Source organism: Streptomyces sp. NBC_00461, assembly GCF_036013935.1.
Lineage (GTDB): Bacteria > Actinomycetota > Actinomycetes > Streptomycetales > Streptomycetaceae > Streptomyces.
The window spans coordinates 790,093-813,470 of record NZ_CP107902.1 but is presented as its reverse complement, the minus strand read 5'-3'; the positions used below and the strand labels follow the sequence as shown (position 1 = coordinate 813,470).

At 70.6% G+C, this 23,378-nt stretch carries 21 protein-coding genes and 2 pseudogenes; 11 read left to right on the top strand and 12 right to left on the bottom strand.

Annotated elements, in window-relative coordinates:
* The first annotated feature begins 118 nt into the window (after positions 1 to 118).
* On the top strand, positions 119 to 1,597 hold the full coding sequence (locus OG870_RS03905; protein ID WP_327690612.1) for an aspartate ammonia-lyase: 1,479 nt from the start codon (positions 119 to 121) through the stop codon (positions 1,595 to 1,597).
* 107 nt (positions 1,598 to 1,704) lie between these two features.
* Positions 1,705 to 2,223, top strand: coding sequence for a DUF2231 domain-containing protein (locus OG870_RS03900; RefSeq protein WP_266593532.1), 519 nt, complete (start codon positions 1,705 to 1,707; stop codon positions 2,221 to 2,223).
* A gap of 168 nt (positions 2,224 to 2,391) precedes the next feature.
* On the opposite strand, the gene OG870_RS03895 is transcribed toward OG870_RS03900, so the two are convergent.
* Positions 2,392 to 2,601, bottom strand: coding sequence for a ferredoxin (locus OG870_RS03895; protein WP_266593534.1), 210 nt, complete (start codon positions 2,599 to 2,601; stop codon positions 2,392 to 2,394).
* A 101-nt stretch (positions 2,602 to 2,702) separates the two neighbouring features.
* On the opposite strand from OG870_RS03895, the pseudogene OG870_RS03890 reads away from it, so the two are divergent.
* Positions 2,703 to 2,882, top strand: a pseudogene (locus OG870_RS03890) (ATP-binding protein); the annotation flags it as partial.
* A gap of 210 nt (positions 2,883 to 3,092) precedes the next feature.
* Here the strand turns inward: OG870_RS03890 and OG870_RS03885 are convergent.
* From OG870_RS03885 to OG870_RS03865, 5 genes are all read right to left on the bottom strand, one after another.
* A complete protein-coding gene (locus tag OG870_RS03885) occupies positions 3,093 to 4,118 on the bottom strand; it encodes a 6-phosphofructokinase (RefSeq protein ID WP_327690611.1) in 1,026 nt (341 codons plus the stop codon).
* A 608-nt stretch (positions 4,119 to 4,726) separates the two neighbouring features.
* The gene (locus OG870_RS03880) at positions 4,727 to 5,431 is read right to left on the bottom strand and encodes a response regulator (protein WP_266593538.1); all 705 of its coding nucleotides are present in this window, start codon (positions 5,429 to 5,431) and stop codon (positions 4,727 to 4,729) included.
* 174 nt (positions 5,432 to 5,605) lie between these two features.
* Positions 5,606 to 6,265, bottom strand: a complete 660-nt coding sequence (locus tag OG870_RS03875) for a CBS domain-containing protein (protein ID WP_266593815.1) — start codon at positions 6,263 to 6,265, stop codon at positions 5,606 to 5,608.
* A 44-nt stretch (positions 6,266 to 6,309) separates the two neighbouring features.
* Positions 6,310 to 6,714 (bottom strand): cyclic nucleotide-binding domain-containing protein, encoded by a 405-nt coding sequence (locus OG870_RS03870; protein WP_327692284.1) that lies wholly within the window; start codon positions 6,712 to 6,714, stop codon positions 6,310 to 6,312.
* 182 nt (positions 6,715 to 6,896) lie between these two features.
* Positions 6,897 to 8,609: a SulP family inorganic anion transporter gene (locus tag OG870_RS03865; protein WP_266593540.1), complete on the bottom strand. Its 1,713-nt coding sequence runs from the start codon at positions 8,607 to 8,609 to the stop codon at positions 6,897 to 6,899.
* On the opposite strand from OG870_RS03865, the gene OG870_RS03860 reads away from it, so the two are divergent.
* Positions 8,608 to 9,882, top strand: a complete 1,275-nt coding sequence (locus tag OG870_RS03860) for a universal stress protein (RefSeq protein WP_323179513.1) — start codon at positions 8,608 to 8,610, stop codon at positions 9,880 to 9,882. The two genes, OG870_RS03865 and OG870_RS03860, sit on opposite strands and share 2 nt — an antisense overlap.
* A gap of 1 nt (position 9,883) precedes the next feature.
* On the opposite strand, the gene ppk2 is transcribed toward OG870_RS03860, so the two are convergent.
* Positions 9,884 to 10,687: a polyphosphate kinase 2 gene (gene ppk2 / locus OG870_RS03855; protein ID WP_266593542.1), complete on the bottom strand. Its 804-nt coding sequence runs from the start codon at positions 10,685 to 10,687 to the stop codon at positions 9,884 to 9,886.
* Positions 10,688 to 11,080: 393 nt separating this feature from the next.
* On the opposite strand from ppk2, the pseudogene OG870_RS03850 reads away from it, so the two are divergent.
* The 3 genes and pseudogenes from OG870_RS03850 to OG870_RS03840 all read left to right on the top strand — a co-directional run.
* Positions 11,081 to 11,409 (top strand): annotated as a pseudogene (locus tag OG870_RS03850) (acetate--CoA ligase family protein); the annotation flags it as partial.
* A 12-nt stretch (positions 11,410 to 11,421) separates the two neighbouring features.
* Entirely contained in the window at positions 11,422 to 12,153 is a 732-nt protein-coding gene (locus OG870_RS03845) for a CBS domain-containing protein (protein WP_266593544.1), read from the top strand.
* Between the two features lie 16 nt (positions 12,154 to 12,169).
* Positions 12,170 to 12,676 carry a flavodoxin domain-containing protein gene (locus OG870_RS03840; protein WP_266593546.1) on the top strand — a complete coding sequence of 169 codons (507 nt, stop codon included), beginning with the start codon at positions 12,170 to 12,172 and terminating at the stop codon, positions 12,674 to 12,676.
* Between the two features lie 229 nt (positions 12,677 to 12,905).
* Here OG870_RS03840 and OG870_RS03835 read toward each other — a convergent pair whose 3' ends face one another.
* Entirely contained in the window at positions 12,906 to 13,550 is a 645-nt protein-coding gene (locus OG870_RS03835; RefSeq protein WP_266524183.1) for a universal stress protein, read from the bottom strand.
* Between the two features lie 326 nt (positions 13,551 to 13,876).
* On the opposite strand from OG870_RS03835, the gene OG870_RS03830 reads away from it, so the two are divergent.
* On the top strand, positions 13,877 to 15,202 hold the full coding sequence (locus tag OG870_RS03830) for a competence protein CoiA family protein (RefSeq protein ID WP_266593548.1): 1,326 nt from the start codon (positions 13,877 to 13,879) through the stop codon (positions 15,200 to 15,202).
* A gap of 267 nt (positions 15,203 to 15,469) precedes the next feature.
* On the opposite strand, the gene OG870_RS03825 is transcribed toward OG870_RS03830, so the two are convergent.
* Entirely contained in the window at positions 15,470 to 15,865 is a 396-nt protein-coding gene (locus tag OG870_RS03825) for a nuclear transport factor 2 family protein (protein ID WP_266524187.1), read from the bottom strand.
* A gap of 172 nt (positions 15,866 to 16,037) precedes the next feature.
* Between OG870_RS03825 and OG870_RS03820 the strand changes: the two genes are divergently transcribed.
* Positions 16,038 to 16,400, top strand: a complete 363-nt coding sequence (locus OG870_RS03820; RefSeq protein ID WP_266525751.1) for a cupin domain-containing protein — start codon at positions 16,038 to 16,040, stop codon at positions 16,398 to 16,400.
* A gap of 138 nt (positions 16,401 to 16,538) precedes the next feature.
* Here the strand turns inward: OG870_RS03820 and OG870_RS03815 are convergent, their stop codons facing one another.
* Positions 16,539 to 17,831, bottom strand: coding sequence for a VWA domain-containing protein (locus OG870_RS03815; RefSeq protein WP_327692283.1), 1,293 nt, complete (start codon positions 17,829 to 17,831; stop codon positions 16,539 to 16,541).
* A gap of 59 nt (positions 17,832 to 17,890) precedes the next feature.
* Positions 17,891 to 18,748 (bottom strand): AAA family ATPase, encoded by an 858-nt coding sequence (locus OG870_RS03810; RefSeq protein ID WP_266593821.1) that lies wholly within the window; start codon positions 18,746 to 18,748, stop codon positions 17,891 to 17,893.
* Positions 18,749 to 19,035: 287 nt separating this feature from the next.
* On the opposite strand from OG870_RS03810, the gene OG870_RS03805 reads away from it, so the two are divergent.
* Together OG870_RS03805 and OG870_RS03800 are read left to right on the top strand one after the other, a co-directional pair.
* Entirely contained in the window at positions 19,036 to 20,184 is a 1,149-nt protein-coding gene (locus OG870_RS03805; RefSeq protein ID WP_266593550.1) for a tyrosine-type recombinase/integrase, read from the top strand.
* Positions 20,181 to 20,507, top strand: a complete 327-nt coding sequence (locus OG870_RS03800; RefSeq protein ID WP_266524189.1) for a helix-turn-helix domain-containing protein — start codon at positions 20,181 to 20,183, stop codon at positions 20,505 to 20,507. The genes OG870_RS03805 and OG870_RS03800 overlap by 4 nt, the downstream gene beginning before the upstream one ends.
* A 1,263-nt stretch (positions 20,508 to 21,770) precedes the next feature.
* Here OG870_RS03800 and OG870_RS03795 read toward each other — a convergent pair.
* On the bottom strand, positions 21,771 to 23,330 hold the full coding sequence (locus OG870_RS03795) for an alpha-L-arabinofuranosidase B (RefSeq protein ID WP_266593552.1): 1,560 nt from the start codon (positions 23,328 to 23,330) through the stop codon (positions 21,771 to 21,773).
* Between the last annotated feature and the right edge of the window lie 48 nt (positions 23,331 to 23,378).

Genomic DNA, 23,378 nt, shown 5'->3' with positions numbered 1-23,378 from the left:
GGTGAAGGTGGCCGATCTTCATCAATTCCAATATATTGCATTCTGCATGTTGAAGAGTGACACTGGGGCCGGATGGCGGTGGCCTGCCGACGGGCCCCGCGATGAAGAGGAGCACCGGATGGCGGCAGCCACGCGTATCGAGCACGACCTGCTGGGCGACAAGGAGGTCCCCGCCGACGCGTATTACGGCGTGCACACGGTGCGGGCCCTGGAGAACTTCTCGATCACCGGGTCGACCATCGCCCAGTTCCCCGACCTGATCGCCTCGCTGGCTGCGGTCAAGCAGGCCGCCGCAGCAGCCAACCGCGACCTGGGCCTGCTGCCTTCGGAGATCGCCGAAGCGATCATCACGGCCTGCCGGGAGATCGGCGCCGGACGGCTCCATGACCAGTTCGTCGTCGATCCCATCCAAGGCGGCGCCGGGACGTCGACGAACATGAACGCCAACGAGGTCATCGCGAACAGAGCCCTGGAGCTCCTCGGCCATCCTCGTGGCCGCTACGAGGTCATCCACCCGCTCGACCACGTGAACCTGGGCCAGAGCACCAACGACGTCTACCCCACCGCCGTGCGCCTGGCCCTGGTCACCTCACTGCGACGGCTCTGCGCGTCCCTGGAGCACCTGGCGGGCAGCTTCACCGCGAAGGCCGCACAGTTCAGCGACGTACTGAAGATGGGCCGCACCCAGCTCCAGGACGCGGTACCCATGACACTCGGTCAGGAATTCACCACGTACGCCGTCATGATCGAGGAGGACCGACGGCGCCTCACCGAGGCCGGCGCCCTGCTCCTGGAATGCAACCTCGGCGGTACGGCGATCGGGACCCGCATCAACGGCCACCCCCGTTATGCCGAGCTGGCCTGCGCGCACCTCGCCGGGATCAGTGGCGAACCGGTGGTGTCCGCGGGTGACCTCATCGAGGCCACCCAGGACTGCGGGGCCTTCGTCCAGCTCTCCGGCGTCCTGAAGCGAGTCGCGGTCAAACTCTCCAAGACCTGCAACGACCTGCGCCTGACCTCGTCGGGCCCGACCACCGGACTGGGCGAGATCAACCTCCCACCGGTACAGGCCGGTTCCTCGATCATGCCCGGCAAGGTCAACCCGGTCATCCCGGAAGTCGTCAACCAAGTGGCCTTCGAGGTCATCGGAAACGACCTGACCGTGACCATGGCCGCCGAAGCGGGCCAGCTCCAGCTCAACGCGTTCGAACCCGTCATCGCCTACAGCCTGTTGCGCTCCCTGACCCACCTCCGCGCTGCCTGTGACACGCTCGCCGTCCGTTGCGTCCCCGGCATCACAGCCAACCGTGACCACCTCCACGACGGTGTCCACCGCTCCATCGGCCTGGTCACCGCGCTCGCCCCGTACATCGGCTATGCCGCAAGCACCTCCCTCGCCCGCCAGGCCAGGGCCACCGGCCGTCTCATCAAGGACCTTGCGGCCGAATCGGGTCTCCTGACCACCGACCAACTGGACACGATCCTGCGCCCCGAAGCCCTCACGGGGCACCAGCACGTGCGCGCCGACCTGGCACCGGGGCGTGTTCCGGAAGGGCACGGGCCGGACGATGTTCCGTACCGGAGCGTCCGCCCCTGAGCCGAGGGCCAGGCCTTCGTACGCTCAGAAGAAGCTGAGAACTTCCTGTGCCAGGCTGGCGCGACTGATCAACACCACGTGTGCCAACCCCGCTGGAGGAGCCACCAATGAGCCTGGTCAACGGCCTGCCCGCGCACATATTGCTCGTGCATTTCGTCGTCGTGCTCGTCCCCCTGACCGCTCTGGCCCTCGTGGTCTGCGCGATCCGGCCGACGGCGGCACAGCGCCTGGGCATCGTGCTGCCGCTGCTGGCCCTGGTCACGCTCCTGAGCGTTCCCCTCACCACGTCAGCCGGGGAGTGGCTGGAGCAACACGTCGGCAGCAACGCGCTGGTGCGCCGGCACGCCGAGCTCGGCGACGGCATGCTTCCCTGGGCAGGCGGCCTGTTCGTTCTGACCGTCGTCGTCTGGTGGGCGGCTCGCCGCACCGCCGCGTCCGCGTCGGGGACCTCGCCCCGCACACGCCTGTCCGCCACGCCGATGCGCATCGCCGCCGTGGTGCTGTCGCTCGTCGTGTCGGCGGGAGCCGTCGTCGACGTCTACCGCATCGGCGACTCGGGGGCGAAGGCCGCCTGGCAGGGCGGCTACTCGAAGACGGCGTCGAGTGGCGACGGGGACGACAACTGACCTGACGCGGGCTCATCCCGACGTCGGGGTGGGCAGGTCAGGGGCGGGCCCGCATGCGACAAGGGGTGCGGGCCCTGCGACCACCGCGGCACAACCTGTGGATCGCAGCCGGCGGCGACTTCTCCGGGCACGGTCCTGTGGTCGCGGACCCCGGAAAGGCCGCGCACGTCACGCTGGTTCGTCGGTGTGGAGGGCCAGGTGTGGGCAGGCCGTGACGGCGCGCCGGGCGTGGGCGCGAAGCCGGACGGGGACGGTCCTGCCGATGAGGACGGGATAGCCCCACTCGTCGAGGCCGACCAGCTCGGGGAGCAGTTCGGCGCACAGGCCGTGACCGGTGCAGGCGATGTGGTCGATGCGCAGGTTTCGGGTACGGGCCATCGCCAGGTCTCCGGGGGTGTGGCGGGCGGTACCGGGATCGTGGGCGGCCGTTGGGACGAGCGGCAGGCGCCGTGGGTGACATGGTGCTCGACGTCGTCTGCGAAGGCGCGGAGGTGCGGCTGACCGTGTCCGACAACGGCGTGGGCATCCCGGCCGAGGGGCGCCGCAGCGGCCTGGCCTACATGGCCGAGCGCGCCGAGCAACTCGGCGGACGACTGGAGCTGAGCAGCCCCGACGGCGGCGGCACCAGGCTGGTGTGGCGGGTGCCGGTGGCCTGCTGACCCGCCTGCCGTTCGCCGGGCCGGCGGTGTCCGCCGCTCAAGTGAGGCCGTGTGGCCGACCGTTGTGACACCCGACGCATCAGCTCGACCCCGAAGACGGACAGATGAACGTTGCCGTCGTCGGCGCGGGCGGCGGCCGGCAGATTTGCCCGTTGGCGGCCGTGCCTCATGCCGACCGAGGGTGGGGGAGCAGGTCCGGCGGTGGCGAGGTCAGCCGAAGAACACCTCGAACTCGTCGTACAGCGCCGGATCGACCGTCTTGGTCCTGCCCCGGCTCTCGTCGAGCGGGACGCGGACGATGTCGGTGCCGCGCAGGGCCACCATGACGCCGAAGTCGCCGTCCTTGACCGCGTCGACGGCGTGCAGCCCGAAGCGGGTGGCCAGCCACCGGTCGAAGGCGCTCGGAGTGCCGCCACGCTGAACGTGCCCAAGGACAGTGGTGCGGGCATCCGTGCCCGTACGTGCCGAGATCTCCTGGGCCAGCCACTCGCCGATGCCGGACAGGTGCACATGCCCGTACTCGTCCAGCGTCCGGTCCTTGAGGATCATCCGCCCCTCCTTGGGGACGGCTCCCTCGGCGACGACCACGATCGGCGCATAGTTGATCTTGAAGCGGTTCTTCACCCAGGCACAGACCTGGTCGATGTCGAACGGCCGCTCCGGGAGGAGGATCACGTTGGCGCCGCCGGCGACGCCGGCATGCAGGGCGATCCACCCGCAGTGCCGGCCCATCACCTCCACCACCAGGGTGCGCATGTGCGACTCGGCGGTGGTGTGGAGGCGGTCGATGGCCTCGGTGGCGATGCCCACGGCCGTGTCGAAGCCGAAGGTGTAGTCGGTGCCGGGCACGTCGTTGTCGATGGTCTTGGGCACGCCGACCAGATTGACTCCCTGGCGGCTCAGCTCGGTGGCCGCACCGAGTGTGTCCTCGCCGCCGATCACGACGAGTGCGTCCACCTGGTGCGCGGCCAGGGTGTCCTTGATGCGCCGCACCCCGTCCTCGTGCTTGAGGGGGTTGGTGCGGGAGGAACCGAGGATGGTTCCGCCGCGTGGCAGGATCCCGCGCACACGGGCGATGTCCAGTGGCACGACGTTGTCCTGCAGCGCACCGAGCCAGCCGTCGCGCAGGCCGACGAACTCGAAGCCGTACTCCTGGGTGCCTTTGCGGACGACGCTGCGGATCACGGCGTTGAGGCCGGGACAGTCACCGCCGCCGGTCAGCACTGCGACCTTCATGGCTTCCTCCCTTTCCGCCCGGAGCGACCATGCACCGTCTTCGCGCTCGAAGCTCGGCTGTGCGCACTCGGCCTCGGGCGCCTCGGCGGTCTCGCAGCCCGCTCCGGCACGTTTCCCGGCCCGTGTCGTACGGACAGAGCCATGCGGCTCACCTCTGCGGATGCGACTCGACGAGCCGGGTGCCTCTCCCTCCATGATGAGCGCCGATGACTCCGTCGGCGACCCACTCCGAAGGCCCGCCGCCGAGGACCTTCGGCCGCATGACCAGCCCGTGCCGCCGTCCGATCATGGAGGCCGTCCGATCATGGCGGTCGTCCGAGGGCACGATCGTAGTGACGTGCTTGCGCGGGGCCGGCGCGTGCCGCCGAGCAGGACATCGAGAGCGGTCCGCAGGAGGTGGGCGGTGCGGCCCTGGAACACGGCCGGCGACGGCGCCGACTACGGGCGAGGGCCCGGGACCGCACGCCCAGGACGGTGATGGTCATGGGGTGCTCCTCCCCGCCCTGCGACGGCCGGGCCGTTGGCTGCCCCCACCCACGGTGGCCACACGCGGGCGTCCGGGGGAGGGGCCGTAGGGCCTCATGGACCGGCCGAAGGGCCCCGGGGCGTCACCGCCGTGCGGGACGGTCCCCGGACGCGGGCTGCTCCAGCTGCGAGGCGAGCACGGCGGCCTGCACGCGGCGCTGGACGCCGAGCTTGGCCAGCAGCCGCGAGATGTGGTTCTTGACGGTCTTCTCCGACAGATAGAGCCGCTTGCCGATCTCGCGGTTGGTCAGGCCGTCCCCGATCAGTGCGAGGATCTCCCGTTCACGCGGCGACAGGCTCGCGAGCTCGGGTGCGAGTTCGGGGGCCTCGGCGGGCTCGGTGCGCAGCGTGCGCATCAGACGGGCGGTCGTGGCGGGGTCGAGCATCGACTGGCCCGAGGCGACCGTACGAACCGCCGAGACCAGGTCGGAGCCCCTGATCTGCTTGAGCACATAGCCGGACGCACCGGCCATGATCGCGTCCAGCAGGGCGTCCTCGTCGTCGAAGGACGTCAGCATCAGCACGGCCAGCTCCGGCATGCGGCTGCGCAGGTCGCGGCAGACGGAGATGCCGTCGCCGTCAGGGAGGCGTACGTCCAGGACGGCCACGTGCGGCCGCACGGCGGGGGCCCGCACCAGCGCGTGCTCGACATTCGCGGCGTCCCCCACCACACTGATGTCCGGCTCGGAGTCGAGCAGGTCGGCCAGGCCGCGCCGGACGACCTCGTGGTCGTCCAGCAGGAAGACACGGATCGGGTCCTGCGCCGTGAACGTGCGTGCCTCGGTCATGTCGACCCCTCGTTCCCCGATGAGTGGCGGACCACGGGCCGCCCTCAGACGATCGTGACGTGCCGGGGGCGGACGCACTGGGGCCGACCGGCCCTACCACCGACGCTACGTCGAAGAAGCCCGGCAGGGGAGGCTGCGGTACACGGGCGGCACGCGTGCCCGGCGCCCAGTGGCTCACTCTGCGGCCGAGCCGTCCCCGGCCAGGTCGAACCGGACGTCCACCACACCTTCCACGGCCCTGGCCAGTCGTGCGGCCACGGGCACCAGGGCACGGTCCCGGACCCGGCCGGAGAGCAGAACGACGCCCTCGCGGACCTCGACCCACACCGCGGACGCCGGAGCGGGGAGGAGATACGCCACAACCTCTTGCCGTATCTCCTCCGCGATGGCCGCGTCGTCGCGGAGGAACACCTTCAGCAGGTCGGCCCTGCTGACGACACCCTCCAACCGGCCCGCGGCGTCGACGACGGGCAGGCGCTTGACCCTGGACCGTGCCATCGTCCGCGCGGCCTGTGCGAGCGTCGCGCCGGCCCGGACGGTGAGGGCGGGCGAGGTCATCAGCTCCTCAGCGGTGACCGAACCCGCCTTGGCCAGGTCGGACAGCCTGCGCAGCTGCGTGTACCGGTCGGGATCGCTGTTGCGGAACTCCTCCTTGGGGAGCAGGTCCGCCTGGGAGACGACCCCCATGACCCGGCCGACGGCGTCCACCACGGGCAGCGCGCCGACCCTGTGGTCCTGCATGATCCGCACGAGGTCCTTGAAGGAGTCCTTGCGGTTGGCGGTGATCACGGCGCGGGTCATCACGTCGGCGACGATGTGCGGCGATCCGTGCACGGTCGCTCCTTCGGCACTCCGTTCCTCACGGGTGGGGGGCGTGTTCATCGCGCGCTCCCGCTGCCGTACGGGGCGTACGGATCCAGCAGCCGGGTACGGGCCGTGCGCAGCCGGTGGGCCACCACCTCGCCCACCCAGCGGGCGACGGTCTCGCCGAACGCCGGATCCTCCTTGCACATCGTGCGCACGGCCACGGCGTCGAACTCGTACGCCCGCACGGGCGTCGCCGCCTCCGCGCCGAGGTGCCAGATGTGCGGGGGGAACAGCCAGGACCAGCCGACGAGTTCGTTGTGCCCGAGGGACTCGATGACGGCGGCCCGGCGGCCGGGCACGCGCATGTCGAGTTCGACCGTGCCGGTGCGGATGATCCAGAAGCGGCCGGCTTTGCCGCCCTCCTCGAAGAGGCGGGTGCCCGGGGGGAGCGACACCTCCCGGGCCAAGTCCATCAGCCGCTGCCGGTGCTAGGCGGGCAGCGCCCGCGGCATGATCGTCGTTGTGGGACCGTACATGGCGGGCCTCCAGCAGCGCGTCTCGACTGGCCGCTTCCAGCGTGACGGCACGCAGCCGCACGGACCATGGGCCACCCGGCCCCGGCCCGGGGGCCACCCGGCGGCGCACCGAGCACCTCCGGCTACCGGCCGCGGCGCCACTCCCGGTACGCCGCCACAGCCGTGGGCAGCGTGGGAAAGATCATGTCCTCGCCGACCGAGTCCACCAGCCCGTACGGCCGCAGATCGTCCAGCAGGTCCCGCTTGACACGTGCCATGGCGAACGCGACGCCTCGCCCGACCAGTTCACGGCGCACCTCGTCCACCGCGTCCAGGGCGGTGATGTCGACCTCCACGTTGGCCTCGGTGTTGAGGACGAACCAGCGCACCTCTTCGGTCTGTTCGTCGACGGCCGCCAGCGCGCGCCGCCGGAAGTCCTCCGCGTTGGCGAAGAAGAGAGGGGAGTCGTAGCGATAGACCAGCAAGCCCGGAATGGTGCGGGCCGTCGGGTAGTCCTCCACGTCGTGCATGCCGGCCATCCCCGGCACCAGCCCCTCGACGGCGTCGTGCGGGCGGGCCACCCGGCTCAGCAGCTCGGCCACCGACAGGCCGACGGCGACCAGTACCCCGTAGAGGATGTCCAGGGCCAGCACCCCGGCCAGGCAGCCGAGCGCCAGGAGCAGTTCGCGGCGGCGGAAGGAGGCCAGGCGGCGGAAGCCCGCCAGGTCGATCATGCGGGTGGCGGCGTACACGACGAGTGCGCCCAGCACCGCCGACGGCGTCCGCGCGAGGAGAGGGCTGAGGAACAGCAGGACCGCGATGACCCCCGCGCCGGCCACCAGCGAGTAGGCCTGGCTGTGAGCGCCCGCCGAGGAGGCGAGCGCGGTGCGGCTGGCGCTGGCGCTCACCGGGAACCCGTGCACCGCGCTCGCGCCGAGATTGGCCGCGCCCAGCGCCAGGAACTCCTGGGTGGCGTCCAGATCCGCCGCATCGTCCTCGCCGCCGCTGAAGGCCCGTGCGGTGAGGATGAAGTCCGTGTACGCGACGAGCAGGACTCCCAGGGCGGGCAGCACCAGATGCGGCACCTCCGTCAGATCCGGGAGGCCGAGGTCGGGGAGCCCCGCCGGCACGTCCCCGATCACCTTGATGCCGAGCCGGTCGTCGAGGCCGAGGACGATCACGGCCACCGTGCCCAGCACCACGGCGAGCAACGGCCCCGGAAGCGCGGGCGCCCACCGGGCCACCGCGAACAGCAGAGTGAGGATGGCGGCGGAGAACAGCATCGTGGCCGCGTGGACCTGCCCCAAGTTCCCGAAAAATGACCACAGTTGGGCGAAGAAGACCGACCCGGTCGTCGGCACCCCGGTCAGCTTGGGCAGCTGGTCCACCGTCATGATGAGGGCCACGCCCGCCAGATAGCCGATCAGGACCGGGCGGGAGAGCAGATCGGCGATGAACCCCAGGCGCAGCACCCATGCCGCCAGACACAGCAGGCCGACCGTCATGGCGAGGGTGGCGGCCAGCGTGGCGTACCGGTCCGGATCCGATCCCGCGAGAGGGGCCACCACGGTCGCCGTCATCAGCGCCGTCGTCGACTCGGGTCCCACCGACAGCAGCCGTGACGAACCGAGCAGCGTGTACAGGGCGAGCGCGGGCAGGATCGCCCACAGTCCGACGACCGGCGGCAGCCCGGCCACACCCGCGTACGCCATCACCTGCGGGACCAGATACGCCGCGACCGTGGCACCCGCCAGCAGGTCGCCGCGCAGCCAGGAGCGACGGTAGCCCTTCAGCACCGCGGTGCCGGGCACCAGGTCACGTCGGCGCGGGGCGTGCCGGTCCGGGCGGTGGGACATGGGACTCCTTCCGCAGGGTGCCTCAAGGATCCACCGAGGCACCCGCGCGGGCGAGGGCCGACCTGCCGGTACGGCCCAACAGATCCCGCGGTGGAGGTCGTTCGGCCCAGTGGGCGCAGTCGCCGACGATCCTCACCGGTGCCTTCAGCACGAAGGCTCGGGCGGCCGGAGCAGCCGGCCCCACCCAGCGCGTCGCGGATGGGGCCGGTCGGTCCCGGCGCGGGACCAGCGGCCCCTGCGGCAACTGGTCCCGGGTGACGACGCTGGAAGCAGATCCCTGATCAGTTGGCAGAGTCATGGTCCGCACCGTTGTCGCAGGTCTCGACGATTCCCCGAAAGCCGGGCCGCCGCCGAATGGGCAGCCCGCGAGGCGACGCTGCGCGGCCTGCCGCTGAGAGTGCTCCACGTCCGGGAGCCGGTCCCGGAGCCGATCGCCCAGGCACCGCTCCTGGGCGGGGAGACCCTGCAGTACTGGAGTGACAAGATCCCCCGCGAGACGGGAGAGGGCATCCGGCTGCGTCACCCCGGCCTGGAGGTCGTCACCGAGCAGGTGGCCGGTCGGCCCGCGGACATCCTCACAGAGCGGGCGAAGGACGCCGAACTGCTGGTCCTCGGACGCCGAGGCCTCAGCGGGATCGGCGGCTTCGTGATCGGCTCCGTCGGCCTGGCCGTGGTGGCGCACACGGAACGCCCCGTCGTTCTGGTCCACGCCGGCGAGCAGGCCGGCGACGAGCACGAGCCCGACCCGACGGGCATCGCGTCGGCCGCCACCCGCTACCGGCCCGTCCTCCTCGGCCTCGACGTCGCCGTGGTGCGCGGCAGCCACGACAACCAGGCCCGGACGCCGGTCCACGGCAGGGTCGTGGTGGGTGTCGGAGAGGACGCGAGGCAGACGGCTGCCATCCGCTTCGCCTACGAGGAGGCCCGGCTGCGCGGGGTGCCCCTCGACGCCGTACGGGCCTGGCGGTGCCCCGCGCACGAGACCACCGACCATCCCCTGATGGCCGGTGAGCCCGCCCGGTTGCACCAGGAAGAGGCCGTCGAGGCGCTGGAGACGGCACTGCGGGACGCACCGGCCGACGTCGAGGTGCGCCGGCGTGCCCTGGAGGGCCACGCCCGCCGGGTGCTGGCCTACCTCTCCCACGATGCCGACCTGCTGGTCGTCGGGGCCAGGCGGCGCGAGGGACACCACGGGCTTCAGCTCGGGCGGGTCGCCCACGCGGTGCTGTACCACTCCGCCTGCCCGGTCGCGGTCGTACCGCAGTACGGGTGAGTCACAGGTTCGCCGCGTGATCGGGAACGTAGTTCTGCAGATCGCGCGGCGGACGCACGTAGCCGGTCGACGCCGGTCGGTCCGGCAGCTCCAGCACCGGCGGCGGCACCTCGTGGTACGGCAGGGAGCCGAGCAGGTGGGCGATCATGTTCAGCCGTGCCCGGCGCTTGTCGTCGCTCTCCACCACGTACCACGGCGCCTCACGGACGTCGGTGTGCACCAGCATCTCGTCCTTGGCCCGGGAGTACGCCTCCCAGCGGGTGATCGACTCCAGGTCCATCGGCGACAGCTTCCAGCGCCGTACCGGGTCCTGCAGCCTGCGCCGGAAACGGTCCTGCTGCTCGGAGTCGCTCACCGAGAACCAGTACTTGCGCAGCAGGATGCCGTCCTCGACGAGCATCCGCTCGAAGATCGGGCACTGGCGCAGGAAGAGCTGGTACTCCTCCTTCGTACAGAAGCCCATGACATGCTCGACCCCGGCCCGGTTGTACCAGGACCGGTCGAACAGCGCGATCTCCCCGGCGGCCGGCAGATGCTCCACGTACCGCTGGAAGTACCACTGGGTGCGCTCGCGCTCGGTGGGCGTCGGCAGCGCCGCGATCCGCGCGACACGCGGGTTGAGGTGCTCGGCGACCCGTTTGATGGTGCCGCCCTTGCCCGCCGCGTCCCGGCCCTCGAAGACGATCACCAGCCGTGCGCGCTCGGCGCGCACCCACTCCTGGAGCTTCACCAGTTCCGTCTGCAGGCGCAGCAGTTCCTTCTCGTACGTCTTGCGCGGCAACGCCGCCGTCTTCTTGCCCGCCATGGCGCCGCCCTTCCCGTCACCGACATGCGGACACCGGGGGCCGACCGGCCCTCGGTTCAACGCCGGTCAGCCCATGGGACCTCGCCCCGTTCCGCTGGACGCTCGAAGTGTAAGGAATCCCGGAGGAGAATCGCGATGAAGGACGACACGCCCAGCCGCCCCCCGGTCCACGCCCTGCTCGCGGACGGCACGACCGTGTGCATCCGCCCCGTGACGGCGAAGGACCACGAGCAACTTCAGGGACTGTACGAGGAGATGTCCCCGGAGAACCTGCGGCTGAGGTTCTTCGGCGTGAGCCGGCGCTCCGCCGAGTTGGCCGCCGACCGCGCCTGCGCCGCACCGCGCCCGGGACACCGTGCGCTGCTGGCCGAGCGGACGGGCCAGGTGATCGGTCTCGCCGGCCTCGGCGGCACCGCCACCGAGGTGCTCGCCGACCACGCCGCACGCCTGGCCCCGCTCACCGACCACGACGTGCACGATCTGATCACGACCCAGCGCTGCGCGCCCCTGCTGTTCGGTCCACAGGGCAGCGGGCCCGTCGATCTCCAAGCCCTCGACAGCTGCTGCACCGGCTCTCCCGTATGGCGAGCGACCTGCCCCAGCTCGCCGAGGCCGACTTCAACCCCGTACTCGCGGCACCGGGCGGAGTGACCGTGCTCGATGCGCGTGTGCGCCTGCTGCCACGCAGGCCCCAGGACCCGTATCTGCGCCGACTCCGCTGAGGAGGAGACATCATGAAGCACAACAAGGTCGGCTCCGTCATGACGACGGAGGTCGTCCGCGCCGAGTACGGCACCCCGTTCAAGGAGGTGACGCGTCGGCTCGGCGAGCACCGCATCAGCGGACTGCCGGTCGTCGACGATGACGACAAGGTCATCGGGGTCATCTCCGAAACGGACCTGGTGGTCCGGCAGGCGGAGACATCCGACCCCCATGAGCCGAAGAAGCGCTTCCGGCTCGCCGAGCTGACGTCGCGCGCCCGGAAGCAGGCGGCGAAGGCCAGGGCACGCACCGCCGGACAGTTGATGACCGAGCCGCCGATCACGGTGCACGCCGACAACTCCATCGTCGAGGCCGCACGAACCATGGCCCAGCACCGCGTGGAGCGGCTGCCCGTCCTCGACGAGGCGGACCGGCTCGTCGGCATCGTCACCCGCCGTGACCTGCTGAGGGTCTTCCTGCGGCCCGACGAGGAGATCCGCACCGAGGTCATCGAGGAGGTGCTGGTGCGCGCGCTGTGGCTGCCGCCGCGCAGCATCGACGTTGCCGTGACCGAAGGTGTGGTCACGCTTACCGGGCACATGGAACGCAAGAGCGAGACGGAGATCGCAGTCTCCATGACCCGTCAGATCGACGGGGTCGTCGCTGTCGTCGACAAGCTCGCCTTCCGGCTGGACGACGCCCGTGTCCGGCCCGCCGAGCCGGCCGTGCACGGCGTGGCCGACGACTGGATGCGCAGGATATGAGAGGAGGCGGACCGTCATGCCCGGCAACGTGCTGGTCGCCTACGGAACTACGAACGGATCCACCGCACAGATCGCCGAGACTGTGGCCGACGTCCTGCGCAAGGACGGCCTCACGGTCGAGGCCGCCCCGGCGGCGTCGGTCAGCGACGTGACGCACTATGACGCCGTCGTGGTCGGCGCAGGCCTGTACGCCGGACGCTGGCACAAGGACGCCCGGCGCTTCGTCCGCCGGCACCGGCGGGCCCTCGCCGAGCGCCCTCTGTGGCTGTTCAGCAGCGGCCCGCTCGATGCCTCGGCCTCGGAGCGGGAGATCCCGCCCGTGTCCGACGTCCGGCGGACCATGATCCGGCTCGACGCCAAGGGACATGTCACCTTCGGCGGCTGCCTGGTCGAGGGCGCGAAGGGGCGCATGGCGCGGATGATCGTGCGCAACGGGAAGGGCGGCGACTTCCGCGACTTCACCGCGATCGAGAACTGGGCGGCAGAGGTCGCCCAGGAACTGACGGGGGCGCCGAAGAACTGAACACGCGGCAACAGTCTCCCTGGCGGGGGCGCACCATGAACATGTGCCGTCCGCGCCGGGTGTCGGCGCGGACGGCGTACCGTGCAGTCCGATCGGCCCGGACGGCAGCATGGCGTCCCCGGGGGCGGGCCGGCGCGGCGGAAGGACGCAGGGGGCTGTGCCGCTGCCCGACTCCGGGACCGGCCCCTGGCCGGGCGACCGGAGTTTGACGGCAGGGACCAGGACCGGCCTAGGACGGCACGACGGCGACCGGGCATCGCACGGCCGCCTCCAGCACGTCCTGGGCGGTGTCGCCCGTGTGGAGGCCGAGTACCAGGAGCCCGGAGCTCTCGGCGGCGTGGATCAGGGCGTCGGACGGCTCGAAGAGGAGCACATCCTCCAGCACGTCGACGTCGGGGTACTTGCCGCGCCAGGGCCGCAGGGCGTCGGACAGCAGCTGTACCTCCTGGTCCTCCCATTCGGCGCGGTCCTCCTCCAGAACGGGAAGCGGTGACCGGGCGGCGGCACGGGCGGGCAGCGCCCAGGCGTGCACGGCGTGCAGCCGTACCCCGCGCAGCCTTGCCGCCTCGAAGGCGAACCGGAGGACGCCGCCATCAGGGTCGCGGGCATCGAGACCCACGGTCACGGTGTCGGGAAGGCGACGCGGTGCCCAGGGCACGAACACCACCGGCGTCGTGCCGGGCGCGGGAAGCCGGGGACTTCGGTCCAGCCCGGCCACGATCAACTCCGCCTCCCCGTCCGCCTGATCACTCGGCGGCGGGCCCTGCGCCACCTTCAGGGGAAGCCGGCGCAGCGCGGCCTCCCGCTCGGCCCATGCTGTCGCGGACCGGCCCCCCGGTGACGGGTCGGTCCAGGTGATGATCACTCGTCCCATGGAATGCCGCCTTCCGGGTCGTGAACTCCATCGTGCCGCCAGATCGTCGGCCGGCGCAGGGGCCGAACGGTCCCGGTCGGAGACCTGGCGGCCCATGCCTGCAGGTGGGAGAGGGGAGACGCTGGCAGTGTGGTGCAGATCGAAGTATCCCGGCGTCGAGGTCGTCGAGACCGTCACCGAGGGGCGTGCCCGGTCCGCGCACACCTCGACCGGCTTTTCACCGATCGTTTTCCCGAACGGTCTCAGTAGGCCGTCGGTCGCATTCAGGCGGGCGTTGTCGATCACCGCCCGAGTGGATTGTCAGTGGTGCGTCCTACTCTCGCCATATGACCTACAGCGTCTGGCACAGGGGCCTCGGCATCACGCTCGATCTGACCGAGGCGGATCTCGGACACCCCGAATACCCGCGGCTGCTCGACGAGATCTACGGCAATTACCAGCCGGATCTTCTGTACTGCCTGGAAGCCCATGAGGACGAAGGGTTCATCTGCCCCGGCTTCATGGCGATCCGCAAGGTCAGCGGCCGACCGCACGCCATGCATGTGGCAAAGGGCGAACGCCCCGAGACAAAGGCCGAGAGCGATCTCCACAAAGCGCTCGGGGAATACACCGCCGACATCGCCTCGGGGGAGGGTTTCCATGTGACGCGAGCGGAGGGGGCCGAGCACGGAAAGCGCCGTACGGATGTGACGGTGGAGGGCGCCGACAGGTACCGACTGGCGTATGAAATACAGCTCGCGGCGATAGCCGGCGGTTCCGTGGACGAGCGCACCCGCAGCGCACACCGAGAGGGCCTCACCCCCTTGTGGCTCGTCAACAACGAGAACGCGATACCCATCGACCGCGCTCCCTGGGCCCGGCTGAACGTACAGAGCTGGCGCGACGTGACCGACCGCGCGGCCCTGTCGGTGCGCGGTGGTGTCAAACAACTGCACATGTCGCGCTGCGACTGGAGCAATCCGGTGCCCTGTCCCCGGCAGGGCGCCGGCCGGTGTGGCGGACGGCACGGGCTGTGGGAACCGGTGCGCGGGCTCTACTACGACGACGTCATCCGGCGCACTGGCGCGGGCGAACTCGTCTCGCTCTACATGCCGCATCCGGCAGGCCGCCGGGGCTGGCACATGTGGGTCACCCCGACGGACAAGGAGGAGTTCCTGGAAGGCCGCCCCGAGCCGGTTCCGGGTCTGCGGACAGCGCCCGGGACGGGACAGCCCCTTCCGCTTCCAGGACCGGCCGGTCTGCGGGACGGTGACGGCATGGGGACGGGAGTTCGGAGCGAACTCACCCGGGCGCTCGACGACGGGCAGCCCATCGACGCCTCCCTGTGGCACACGGAGCCGGGGCCGTCCGAATTCTCCCGTCCCTTCACGGTGGGCGAGTTCGTCATACCCGGCGATCTGGTCGCCGCGCGGCGCACCTTCACCCGCGCGCTCGAACACTGCGCGGACATCGCCTCGCACCTACCGAGCGGCGCGGACATCGCGGAGGGACGCGCGGAGATCTCCGGCGACCAGCGTGATCGTCTGGGGGACGCGCGGGAGCGGTGCAGGCGTCTGGCCGAGGAGATGCACACCCACCCGTGGTGGGAGACGGTCGGTGACCGGCACGCGGCTCGGGAGGCACTGACGCACGCGGCCACCCACGACACGTGAGGTCTGGCCGATCGTCGCGCATCACTGCCGGCAGGCCCTACCGACGGGCGCGCCCCGCACACACCCGGCGAGCTGTCGCGCTCCGAGCAGCCGTAGATCGTCGTCGAGGCGGGCGGGGCGGCCCCTTCGGATATGCGGCTCGTCGCTCGTCGGACGTGCTGCTCGCCGGGCATACGGTGTGTCGAGCCGTGCCGCAGCGGAGTCATCGACTCCGGCGGCATCGCGGATGTGGACCGGTCCGCCCGGCTGCGCGGCCGGGCGACGGCGTCATGACCAGAACTCGTTGCCCACGTCGAGGTCTTCCACGCACTCGTCGAGGTCGGTGATCTTGTCTCCGACGATTCGGAAGACGATGCCTCCGTCCTCGTCCATGGTCTTGTCGCCACGGCGGGCGGTGGAGTGGTGGAGCGAGACCGCATGTCCACGGCCGTCCACCAGGATGCTGCGTAGTTCGACCTTGAACGTGCCGCCCGTCTCCTCGAACAGTCGGCGGTAGTAGTCGAGTACCGCGTCGATCCCCTTGCAGTCCCCGGACAGCGGGTGGCTCCCGGGCACGTGGTGCGTGGCGTCGCTCGTCATCATCGAGCGCAGGGTGTCCATGTCACCGTTCGAGAAGGCTTCGTAGCCCTTGCGGACGAGTAGTGCGTGGGGGTGTTCAGCCACGATGATCGCCACCTTTCTGGTGGATCGGCGATGGCGGCCTCCGCGCACCATTCTCCGCCTGTTCGACCCACTTGTCCGCTTGTTCGCGAAGGCCGCGTCCCCCGGATGGCGCCCCCAGGTGGACGGGACGACGATGGTGTGGTGGAAGGGGCTCGCAATGGAGGGAACCGACATGATCGAGATCAAGGCCGTGGACAAGCCCGACGAGCGGCGCGACTTCCCGCTCGGACACCTCGAAGCGGTCCACATGACGGGGCTCGACTTCGCCGTGGCCACTTTCGAACCCGGCTGGCGCTGGTCCGAGTCCGTAGGGCCCATCGCCGGCACGGACACCTGCCAGGTCCATCACAACGGCTACTGCGTCACAGGGCGCATGCGGCTACGCATGGACGACGGCGGCGAGAGCGAGGTCGCAGAGGGCGACGCCTTTGTGGTCCCGCCCGGGCACGACGCCTGGGTGGTCGGAGACGAACCGTGCGTGGTCTACGACTTCGCAGGCGGCATGGCAACGGACTACGCGAAGGCGAAGGACTAGGAAGAAGGCTCAGAAGACGAAGGGTTCGGAAGACGAAGGGTTCGGAAGACGAAGGGCTCGGAAGACGAAGGGCTCGGAAGACGTACTGGGAAGTAGGGCCAGGAAGGGCACGGTGTCTGCCTGCGCGTGCCGGGGCGGTCAGACCGGAAGCAGGCGTGCGACGAGTGCGCTGAGCTGGCGGGCGGTGCGGCACTCGTGCATCTCGACCAGCTCGGCGTATCCCGGTGCGGCGGAGTCGCCCGTTCCCCACAGGGCCTGCGGCTCGGGGTTCAACCAGTAGACGCGCCGGGCCCGTTCGGCGAAGCGCCCCACAGCCGCCAGGTTCGGGTCACTTCTGTTCGTACGGGCGTCACCGAGGATGAACACCGTGGTGCGCGGGCCGACCGCGTCGCCGTAGCGCTCCGCGAACTCGCCCAGCGCGACGCCGTAGTCGCTGCTGCCGTGCCAGCCCGTGAGCGTCGCCTCCGCGCGGATGCGGGCGCCCAGCCCCTCCGGGTCGGCCGCGCCGTGCTCGAGGAGCGGGGTCACCTCGTCGAGCCGGTTGACGAAGGCGAACACCCGCACCTTGCTGAACTGGTCGTGCAGCGCCTGCACCAACAGCATGGTGAAGTCCGAGAACCCGGACACCGACCCCGACACGTCGCACAGCAGCACCAGTTCGGGCCGTACCGGACGACGTCTGCGCAGCACCGGCTTCATCGGCACCCCGCCCGTCGACAGCGATCCGCGCAGGGTGCGGCGCAGGTCGATGCTGCCGCGGGAGGCGCGTCGCCGACGCGCCGCGAGCCGGGTGGCGAGCTTGCGGGCGAGCGGCTGAACCGTCCTGCGCAGTTCGACAAGCTGGAGCTTGCCGGCGTACAGGAAGTCGACCCGGTCGGGCGTCGTGGCCACCGCGCGCCGGGCCAGTTCGTCCCGGTCGCGCCGCTCGGCGATCCGGCGCCGCGCCTCCGCGGCCACCTGCCGGCGGAAGGTCTCGATACGCCGCCGGATCTCGTCCTCCAGCAGCCGGTCGGTGAACCCGGACGCGCCGCTCTGTGCCCGGACGCTGTCGCGGACACGGGCGAACAGTGTCTGCGGGCGGAGCCGGTCAAGGGTCTGGTGCGAGGACCAACCGTCCGACGCGGGGGAGGAGCCGTATCCGCCGAAGCCGTCCACCGCCTCGGCCGCCAGTCGTGCCATCAGCATCTCGTCGCCCGCCGCCAGTGCCGCCGCGAGCCGGTCCCGCAGCTCGTCCCGGTCCGCCGACTCGCCCTGGGGCGCGCCGATACCGCGCGGGAAGTACAGGTCGAAGACCGGGTCGAACACCTGCCGCTGGGTCGGCCCGTGGAGCAGCGTCGCGGCCAGCCCCTCCCGCAGCAGTTCGCGGTCGGCGAGGCCCAGCGCCGCCACGGCCTGCGCCGCGTCCACTGTCTCGCCGGTGCCGATCCGCATGCCGTGCGCCCGCAGCGCCCCGACAAGGGACGTGAGGCGATCCGCCACGCCGGGGGCGGTCACACGGCGTCCAGGTCGAGCTTGGCGGCCGCCTTGAGGACGTCGTCCTGGTGCTTGAGCAGAACGCCCAGGCTGTCATGTACGACGGTCTCGTCGAGGGTGTCGGCGCCCAGCGCGAGGAGCGTGCGCGCCCAGTCGATCGTCTCGGCGACCGAGGGCACCTTTCGCAGGTCCATCGCGCGCAGGGCACCGACCACGCGGACCACCGAAGTCGTCAGTGCCTCATCAAGACCGGGCACCTTCAGCCGTACGATGCGACGCTCCAACTCCTCGTCGGGGAAGCCGATGTGGAGGAAGAGGCAACGGCGTCGCAGCGCCTCGGACAGCTCGCGGCTGGCGTTGGAGGTGAGGACGACGAAGGGACGCCGGGTCGCGGTGATCGTGCCGAGTTCGGGGACGGTGACCTGGAAGTCGCTCAGCACCTCCAGGAGCAGGCCCTCCACCTCCACGTCCGCCTTGTCGGTCTCGTCGATCAGCAGCACCTTGGGGTCGTCACCACGGATGGCGGTGAGCAGGGGCCGCGTGAGCAGGAACTCCTCGCTGAAGATGTCCGTACGCGCCTCGTCCCACGTCTCGTCGCGGCCCGCGCTGATGCGCAGCAGCTGCTTGGCGTGGTTCCACTCGTACAGCGCCCGGGACTCGTCGACGCCCTCGTAGCACTGCAGCCGGACCAGCCGCGCCTGCGCCACCTCGGCGACGGCCTTGGCCAGCTCGGTCTTGCCGACCCCGGCGGGGCCCTCCACCAGCAGCGGCTTGCCCAGCCGGTCGGCGAGGAAGACGGTCGTGGCGACCGCGGGCGAGGCGAGATATCCGATGGCGGCGAGACGCGCGGAGACGTCGTCGACGGATGTGAACAGCAACGGAGCCTCCAGCTCGACACGGATCGGAGGGGATCGGAACGCGGATCGGATCCACTATCTAAGCGCTTGTTCACCACTCTGTCACGCGAACCGAGGCTCCTCGGTGAGCGAGACCAGCTCGCTCCCCGAAAACTGGAGTACGCACGGGTTCCTGAGTGGGGACCAGGGGCACGATCGGGCGAAGTCAGCAGGTAGGAGACCCGTGGTCGAGCCGTCCCTCAAGGGTGTGAGATTCCCGCAATCACTCGCAGATTCTGCGAGTGGCACTCGTAATCTGCGGGTTCATGGGGGAGTCCGAAACCCGTTCCCTGACCCCTGGACGCGATGCGGTCGGCCTGGCTGAGGTCTTCTCTCTCCATACCTACCGGAACCGTTCGGGGCAGCGGGACGAGCGGTCGTACTTCTTCGACACACTCGCGGAGTACCAGTGGGCGCGGGATGCGGCAGGGTTGATGCCGTCATCGATTGACCAGCTGGTCAAGCCGGTGATCGAGCTGTGCGAGCACTACGACGTCGTGCCGTGGCAGCTCACGCCGGCCGCGTTGGACCGCTACTTCGCGGGTCCGGGCAAGCGTGCCCGGTCGACGGTCCTGGCGAAGATCAGCAAGATCGACGCGTACTTCGCGTTCCTGGAGCAGCGGTACGCCGGGGAGATCCATCGGTTGTTCGGGGCGGTGGTGGAGTCGCCGGTCGACCCGTTCAACCGGCCCCGTCACCGTGGCGACTTCGGGTTGCGGGTGCCTCCGTCGCAGCGGGCGATGCGGGAGTTCTTCACCGCGTGGCGGAATGCTTTGCCGCAGGCCCGTAAGGAGGCGGTGGCGTGCCGGGACTATGTGATGGCGAAGATCGCCTATGTGTCCGGGGTGCGGGCTGCGGAGCTGTGTGGCGTGGCGCTCGGGGACGTGCACTGGGAGTCGGGCCGCTGGGGCCGGTTCGTGGTCCAGGGCAAGGGAGCCCGCGGGTCCGGCCCGAGGCCGCGGGAGGCGTTCCTGTTCGAGGAGGGCCGCGCGCTGCTGTGGTGGTATGTGGAGGAGGTCCGCGGCCTGTTCCAGGACGACCCGGAGCATCCCGCGGCGCCGCTGTTTCCCTCCGAGCGGCTGCCGAAGCCGGTGGCGGCGCTGAACCTTCCGATCGCGCCGGCCATCGTCCCGGCGACGTTCCGGCGGGCGCTGAAGGCGGCGTCGCGGCTCCATCTGCCGGGGCCGGTGCCGGAGTTGTTCCCGCATCTGCTGCGGCACGCGTGCGCCACCCACAACTACGAGCGCGGCATGACGTTGTGGGAGGTGCAGCGGATGCTCGGACATATCTGGACGACTACGACGGTCAATTACCTGGCAACGGCCCAGGCCGATCCCGAGCAGGCGGACCGCTGGCGGCAGTCGGCGACGCGGGCCGGGCAGCGGCTGGTCGCGGATAGGGGGAGTTTGCGGTGAGGTGGAATCTGCGCTGGGCCGCGGCCAAGCGCGACATCTGGCGGCCGGTCGACCTGCAGGCGGCGTTCGCGAAGGTGGGGTTCATGCCGTCGCTGAGCAAGGTCGCCGCCCTGTGGGGCGGCACTCCGGTGACGGTGCGACTGGATGACCTGGACAAGATCTGCGCGGCGCTGGGATGCACGGTGGCCGACCTGATGGAGGCCGAGCCGGTGGCTGCCGCCGGGGGCCAGGAGGAGCAGGAGCGGGCGGTCGGCGACGAGGCGGGGCCGGTGCGGCCGGTGCCGCGCCGGGACGGCCCGCGCCGGCTGCGGCCGCCGAACTGACGGTGGGGACTGCGGTGGTGGTGCGGCAGTGTGGGCTCTGCCTGGACTGGGGCGTGTCGCGTCTGTGGGACGGGCTGTGCTGGAGCTGTCGTGGCTGGCTGGAGAACCGGGGGACGGCGCGGTGTCCGCGGTGCTGCCGGGTCGGGCCGGTGGACGGTGACGGTTTGTGCCGTCCGTGCGTGATCGCGGTGCGGGAGGAGATCCGGTCCGGCATCGAGGCCGTCTTCCCGGGGCCGACCCAGCTGCACGTCTACGTGCTGGGCCTGGGCCGGCAGGGCGCCCGGAACCTGCCGCGTCCCCGGGGCGCGGCCGCTCCCTGTCTGGGGCCGCGCGAGGCGCGGCATCTGGTCGACGACCCCAGGATCTGTCCCGCGGTGATGCGCGGGCAACTGACGTTGTTTCCGGTCCGGCGGCGCCTGGAACTCAGCGATGCCCGGCGGATCAGCGGCCGTACGTGGCCGGAGGAGGAGGTCCTGCAGGCGCTCGCCGGGCAGCGGGCGGCGAACGCGGGGCTGACGGGGACGTGGCCGCAGATGGTGCTGCGGCTCATCAGGTGTGCGCTGGCGATCCGGGATGCCGAGGGGGAGGCACTGGTTGCGCAGGAGATGCTCGATCAGGTGCGGTTACCGTTGAAAGCTGCCGCCGCTGAACTGCTCGCGCAGGCAGGGATGTTGAGGCCGCGCACGGCCCCGCCCCCGGCGGCCTGGCCGGTGCGGTCCTGCGCGGACTGTGCGTGCTGGGGCGATACGGCGACCCGGTGCCGCGGCTGTCGCGAATGGCGGCAAAACCGTGAGCGCTACCCGGTGGGCCGGTGTCCGAGATGCCGGCGGGACGATCTGCCGCTGCACGTGGGGCCGCCAGGCCCCGCCCTGTCCGTCCCTGTTGGCCCGTCAGGGCCATCCCCCTCATGTCGGACGCGGGGCCCGCTCCGGGCGATAGGCTCCCCAGAGAGCTGGTACTACGTACGCATTCGCCCCTGGTGGTATCCGCATGGATGGTCCGTTGCGCTGCACTGGGCCGACAAGAGTGCGCACCCCTCCCGATGCGGCTCATCGGTCACGCTCCGGCTCAGTCGCTTGTGTATCTCCAGTGCGTCGTCGGACTGTATGAACCCGTGATCCCGTCGAGCCACGTGGTGTTGGAGTGTCGTGGCTCGCGGGATGCATGCAGATCAAGCTTGCAGGGAGCAAGCACGGCCTCCCTGCGCTTCTGCAAGGCTGCCGTGCTCGCTGCTGGGAGGCGCTCGGAGAGTCCGGTCCCTCGTCAGCTCCAGGGAGACGCGGTGAGCCAACTGGTGTCCTCGGCCCAGGACGCCGTGGAGTCCCAGGTGTTGGACCCGCCATTGCTGGCTGTGTAGCCCGTGTAGGCGTAGTGGCGGATGTACTTCGTCGGGTAGTTGACGGACTGGAAGGAGAGGCCGACCCCGCTGTTGCCATAAGTGGGGCAGAAGGTGGCGTCCTGCGCGAACAGGCTGCCGCCGTCGTCGGCGTCCAGGTAGAGCTGGAAGCCGGCGTGGCGCAGGAAGCGGCCGGGTGCATTGGCGGACTCGAAGGTCAGGCACGAGGTGTTGGCCCGGCCGGCGCGGACGATCCAGGTGGCGTCACCCTTGTCGGTGGCCGAGCTGGAGGAGTTGATGGCGGAGATGACGACCTTGTTGTCGGCGTCGTTGTGGCGCAGGTAGTCGGAGGTGCAGCACGCGGTGGTGGCCTGCAGGGAGATCCGGGAGCCGGGGGTGGGGGCGCTGGTCGAGGCGGTGCTGTAGCCGACGGCGGTGATGTTGGCCTGTACGGCGTTCTCGGTGGCGTCCGAGGGGTAGCCCGAGGTCATGACCCCCTCATAGAAGGTGCCTGCGGAGGAAGCGCTGTTGTCGCCGCCGATGCCGAGGATGATGGCGCCTTGCTTCTGCATCGGGTTGTAGCCGGAATCGTTGGGGCGTACGCCGCTGTAGTAGGTGGACAGGCTGCCCGACTGGGCGTTGCCGCCGCGGATGGCCCACTGGTTCGGCCCGCCCTTGACGATGGCGGTCACGAACCGGTTGTTGACGCTCGGGTCGCCCGCGTTGAAGCCGCGGTTGACGCCGGAGAACAGGCCGTTCTCCAGGTCGGCCATGATCCAGGGGCCGTTGCCGCTGCCGTATCCCCAGCCCGTGCTGTTGCCGAAGTAGATGGCCTCCATGGTGCCGTTGCCGTCGTCGTTGCCTGTCGTCTCGGCGTTGCCGTAGTCGAAGCAGCAGCCGCCGTTGAAGTGCGTGCCGTCGAAGATCGCGTACATCCCCTCCGGCTGGTCGCCGGTCGCGATGCCCGAGGTGTGGTTGTTCCGGTAGCCGGTGCCCGGGGCCACGTAGACGCCGTACGCCTTGTGGCCGGCGACCGTGACCGGCGCGGCGACGGCGTTGGCGAGGTTGTCCTTCCCACCCTCGGCCGGCCCGGGCCAGTAGCCCCCGGGTGCCTGGGTGAGGTTGTTGCCCTTGCCGGACTGGTCGTAGATGACGGTGATGACGCAGCTGGTGTTGGCGCAGAAGGAATCCTGCGCGGCGGCGTCGGCGTACCCGCCGACGCTCAGCACGCCGATGTCCTTGGTCGCGTTGTCGGAGGCGCGCCTGACCTGGTACAGCGGGCCGTTGTACGCCGCGTACAGGGCGCGGGTCGTGCCGTGCGCCGCGACGCACGGGGTGCCGCCCGCCGCGTAGATGTCGCACGGCCCCTGGGTGGCGGCCTGCGAGGTGCTGGCCGTGGCCGTGAGCAGGCCGGCGGCGAGCGCGGCGCTGGCGCCGGCCGCGAGGAGCGCGCGTCTGACGCTGCGCATCCACGGTCGCTTGATCATGAAGAACTCCTTCACAGGGTGGCGGGTGATGTGAGTCCGGTGCGGATT